Consider the following 4,032-nt stretch of genomic DNA (forward strand, 5'->3'; position numbering starts at 1 on the left):
GACCCTTTTTGAAAAAAGGGTCCCCCTCTCGCGCTCTCCCCTCCCAAAAACTTTTCCCTGTTGTGACGCCGGAGAGGGCATTCCCCATTTCGGGAAAAGGTCCTTGAAAAAAAGGAGAGGCCCCTTTCGCAAAGCGCGGCATCCCCCGGCTGTTGTCGGCGGAGGCGGCAACGTAGTTATATTTTTGGGAAAGTCAATATCAGCCCCCGGTAATGGGGGGCACGAAGGAGACGGTGTCGCCCGGGGAAAGCGGCGTATCCGCCTCGGCCGGCCGACCGTTTAGGAGCACGGTCCCGACCGCGTCAAAGGGCAGGCCCAGCCGGCCGGCCAGGCCCGCGATGGTCTCGCCCGGTCCGATTGCCGTCTCCCCGCCCGCCGGGGCGAAGGCGGCAAGGGTGGCCAGGGCGCGCACGGCAACCGAGAAACTCACGCCTCGCCTTCGGGAGCCTCAACCCAGCCGGCCAGCGCGTCGATGATCTTTTTCGCCTGGTCCCGGCTGGAAATGGCGAACTTCGACTGGACACGATAGGTGTCCCCGGATTTCTTGTAGCGGCGGATGGCGTAGCGGTCCGGGCCGTAGGCGTCCTTTTTGGGGTCCCACTGGACGAACCGGAACAAGATGGTGGTCCAGGCCCCACGGGTCAGGATCACCTTGTCCAGCTCCTTGGTCAAAAGGACCTCGTCTTCCTCGTAGTTGACGGTCAAATCGTCGATAGTCTCGGCCACAATGCACCTCTATGGGAGTTATTCGCCGCGCCCCTGGCGCTGGGAGTCGCGTTCGCGGCGGCGTTCGGCCAGCCGGGCTTCGCGGCGGGCGGCGGCCTCGCGATTGCGGCGGCGGTCGTCCTCGGTTTCCAAAACGAGCGGCGGTACGGCATGGGGCCGCCGCTCGGCATCCAGGGCCACGTAGGTCAGATAGGCCGAGCCGGCATGGCGCGTCTCGCCGGTCATGGGATTTTCGCACTCCACCCGGACGCCCACCTCCATGGAGGTGGCGCCCACGAAATTGACCGAGGCCATAAACGTCACCACCTCGCCGATGTAGGCGGGTTTGAGGAAGTCCATGCGGTCGATGGAGGCGGTGACCACGGCCGAGCGGGCATGGCGGATGGCCGCGATGCCGCCGGCCGTGTCGATGTACTTGAGGATGACGCCGCCGTGGACGTTTCCGGCGGGGTTGGCGTCCGGAGGGAGCATGCGCTGGGGCATGACCACCCGGCTGGCGGACACGGGCTTGGGCGCAAGCGGACTTTGTACTGGCGGCGTCATTTTACCTTGTACCCCTTTTCCTTCATGCAGGCGTCGAGGATTGCCTCCTGCTTGTCCGCTGCCTCACCGGCGGATTTGATCAGGGCGGTGGACACATAGGCCCGGGACTCGCAATCCTGATAGTCGGCATCAAGGGCCTTCTGGGGCACATTGTCGGATTTGGGGCCGGAACCGGCGCAGCCAAAGGTCAACAAGGCTGCCACGGCAAGGCAGGACGATGCGGCGAGACGACGGAGCATGGAAAAGGCCTCCTTGGGTTGAACGGCGAAACGGGAATCAGGCCGGGATGACCGTGGGACACCCTTAGCGTCCCCCGGGGCGCGTGGTCAATGCGAAGGACGCCTCGTCGGCAAAGCGTCGCTTTACCCCATCGCGCACTTGGGATAGAAAACCATAAGCTCCGACATTCCCTGTTTTCCCAAACCGTCTCACTGATTGCACACACCCTGTTACAAAGGATGTCGTATGAAACAGTACCTTTCTTGTCTCGTCGTCGTCGGCCTGTCGTTATTGCTGGCCGTTCCCCCGGTCTCGGCCTGCACCAGCATTCGCATCAAGACCACGGACGGCAAAGTCTTCTACGCCCGGACCATGGAATACGCCCAGCAACTCCACAGCGGCGTGATCACCATTCCCAAAGACACGCCCATGGCCGGCATCCTGCCCGACGGCAGTCTCGGCGGGCTCAAATGGAAGAGCACGCACGGCGTCGTGGGCATGGACGCCTTCGGGAAGCCGATTGTCTGCGACGGCATGAACGACGCCGGGCTCGTGGTCGGCGGGCTGCTGTTCCCGGGCTATGCCGGCTACCCGTCCTACAACAAAAGCAAGGCCGCCCACACCATCTCCAATTTCGATGTCGTCAAATACATCCTGTCCCGGTTCGCCACCGTGGCCGAGGTGCGTTCCGGCATGAAAGACGTCATCGTGTGCCAGGGGCCGGAAAGCCTGGACGGCGTGACCGTTGGGCCGGTGCCCATGCACTACACCGTGCATGACGCCAGCGGTGCGAGCATCGTCATCGAGTACCAAAACGGCCAATGCCACATCTACGACAATCCGCTGGGCGTGCTGACCAATTCCCCGGATTTCCCCTGGATGCGCATCTACCTGGGTAATTTCGTCAACCTCTCGGCGGTCAACGCCAAGCCCATCGACGTAAGCGGTTTCAAGGTGGACCCGACGGGCCAGGGCTCGGGCATGCTCGGCCTTCCCGGCGACTTCACCCCGCCCAACCGCTTCCTGCGCATGGTGGCGCTCACCCAGGCGGCCAAGCCGGTGACCGGCGCCGACGCCGGGCTGGCCCTGGTCATGACGATCATCGGCAATGTGGACATCCCCTACGGCGCGGTCCGCGACAACGGCCCGCAAGGCCCGCTGTTCGACTATACCCAGTGGACCGTTGCCGCCGACACCGCCCGCGGGCGCTTCTACTTCCGCACCTACAACGACAAGAACTGGCGCTATGTGGACGTCAAGGAATCCCTGGCCAAAGCCGGAGCGGGCATCACCACCCTGCCCATCGACATCCCGGCTGACTATCCCGACGTCACGGCCCAGGCCAAAGCCGTAAAATAACCCAGGCCCGCTTGCGCGGCGGGTACGTGTCCCCCGCCGCGCGAACCCATCATCCGCAACCCGCAGAGGCCCAGTATGAACCACATCTCCCGCCGCCCCAGCAGTCCCCTGCCCGGCTACCTGTGCCTGGCCCTCGCCCTGAGCCTCGTCCTCTTCGCCCCCGGACGGGCGGCGGCCGTGGAGGGGGGGCTTAGCCACTACATTCCCGGAGCCTACGGCGACTTCCTCATGGGCTACATCCCCGAGGCCGGCTTCTACCTGCGCAACGACACCCTGCACCAATCCTACCACATGGACGGCACGCTCAAGGGCGGACGCGCCTACGCCGGACTTAAGGTCCATTCGGTGCTCAACCTCACCAAGATGTCCTACATGTTCGACGTGCCGGCCATAAACGGCCTGCTCGGCATCGGCGTCGGCGTGCCCGTGATCATAAACGAGCACATCACCGGCGACATGGCGGCCAACTACACGACCCGGGCCGCAGCGACGGGGCTCGATACGCCCCACCATCTCGCGTACGGCGCGGGCGGTGACCGGGGCGGACTGTCCGACATCTTCCTCATGCCGGTCATCGCCGCCTGGAACCTCGGCGAATGCCACATCGCCGTCATGCCCATCGTCTTTTTGCCGACCGGATATTACAACAAGCACAAGCTGACCAACCTCGGCATGAACTTCGCCACCTTCGACGGCAACGTGGCCTTTACCTGGCTGCACGACAACAAGCTCGAACTGTCGGTCAACGCCGGCTACATGATCAACACCGAGAACATCTCCACCCATTACCTCTCGGGCAACCAGCTGCACGTGGACTGGACCGCGGCCTACCACTTGACCCCGCGCTTCGGCCTGGGCGCGGTGGGCTACCTGCTCGCCCAGACCACGCCGGATTCGGGCACGGGGGCCAAGATGGGCTCGTTCGAGTCCTCGGGTTCGGGCATCGGCCCGGCCGTCACCTACACCATGCCCGTCGGCGGCAAGGACCTGATGCTCATGGCCAAATGGATCCACGACCTCGGCGCCAGCCATTCCTTCCTGGGCAACACGGTCTACGGCTCCTTCGCCATCAAATTTTAGGGAGGGGGAGGAAAGAAAAAAAGAGGGTGCGAGAGGGGAAACCCTTTGAAAAGGGTTTCCCCTCTCGCGCTCTCCCCTTCCCAAACTTTTTGACGGGGACAGGGA

The 4,032-nt window shown here is 63.8% G+C and carries 6 protein-coding genes; 2 read left to right on the forward strand and 4 right to left on the reverse strand.

The annotated features are described in order from the left end of the window. Window positions 1–199 precede the first annotated feature (199 nt). The 4 genes from ACMZ6R_RS20135 to ACMZ6R_RS20150 are packed head-to-tail and all read right to left on the reverse strand — an operon-like array spanning window position 200 to window position 1,508. Window positions 200–430, reverse strand: coding sequence for a MoaD/ThiS family protein (locus ACMZ6R_RS20135; RefSeq protein WP_416114739.1), 231 nt, complete (start codon window positions 428–430; stop codon window positions 200–202). Further along, window positions 427–726, reverse strand: a complete 300-nt coding sequence (locus ACMZ6R_RS20140; RefSeq protein ID WP_416114740.1) for a hypothetical protein — start codon at window positions 724–726, stop codon at window positions 427–429. The genes ACMZ6R_RS20135 and ACMZ6R_RS20140 overlap by 4 nt, the downstream gene beginning before the upstream one ends. An 18-nt stretch (window positions 727–744) precedes the next feature. Continuing rightward, a complete protein-coding gene (locus tag ACMZ6R_RS20145) occupies window positions 745–1,269 on the reverse strand; it encodes an acyl-CoA thioesterase (protein ID WP_416114741.1) in 525 nt (174 codons plus the stop codon). After that, complete coding sequence (locus tag ACMZ6R_RS20150; protein WP_416114742.1) at window positions 1,266–1,508, reverse strand: hypothetical protein; 243 nt, start codon at window positions 1,506–1,508, stop codon at window positions 1,266–1,268. The genes ACMZ6R_RS20145 and ACMZ6R_RS20150 overlap by 4 nt, the downstream gene beginning before the upstream one ends. 226 nt (window positions 1,509–1,734) lie before the next feature. Between ACMZ6R_RS20150 and ACMZ6R_RS20155 the strand changes: the two genes are divergently transcribed. Together ACMZ6R_RS20155 and ACMZ6R_RS20160 are read left to right on the forward strand one after the other, a co-directional pair. Then, window positions 1,735–2,847, forward strand: a complete 1,113-nt coding sequence (locus ACMZ6R_RS20155; protein ID WP_416114743.1) for a linear amide C-N hydrolase — start codon at window positions 1,735–1,737, stop codon at window positions 2,845–2,847. A gap of 75 nt (window positions 2,848–2,922) precedes the next feature. Beyond that, window positions 2,923–3,927: a SphA family protein gene (locus ACMZ6R_RS20160; protein WP_416114744.1), complete on the forward strand. Its 1,005-nt coding sequence runs from the start codon at window positions 2,923–2,925 to the stop codon at window positions 3,925–3,927. Window positions 3,928–4,032 lie beyond the last annotated feature (105 nt).

The organism is Solidesulfovibrio sp. C21, assembly GCF_047785625.1.
GTDB lineage: Bacteria > Desulfobacterota > Desulfovibrionia > Desulfovibrionales > Desulfovibrionaceae > Solidesulfovibrio.

Excerpts from the sequence above, each read along its gene's own strand:
- ACMZ6R_RS20145 (WP_416114741.1), bottom strand. The coding sequence starts at position 1,269 with ATGACGCCGCCAGTACAAAGTCCGCTTGCGCCCAAGCCCGTGTCCGCC.
- ACMZ6R_RS20150 (WP_416114742.1), bottom strand. The coding sequence starts at position 1,508 with ATGCTCCGTCGTCTCGCCGCATCGTCCTGCCTTGCCGTGGCAGCCTTG.
- ACMZ6R_RS20155 (WP_416114743.1), top strand. The coding sequence starts at position 1,735 with ATGAAACAGTACCTTTCTTGTCTCGTCGTCGTCGGCCTGTCGTTATTG.
- ACMZ6R_RS20160 (WP_416114744.1), top strand. The coding sequence starts at position 2,923 with ATGAACCACATCTCCCGCCGCCCCAGCAGTCCCCTGCCCGGCTACCTG.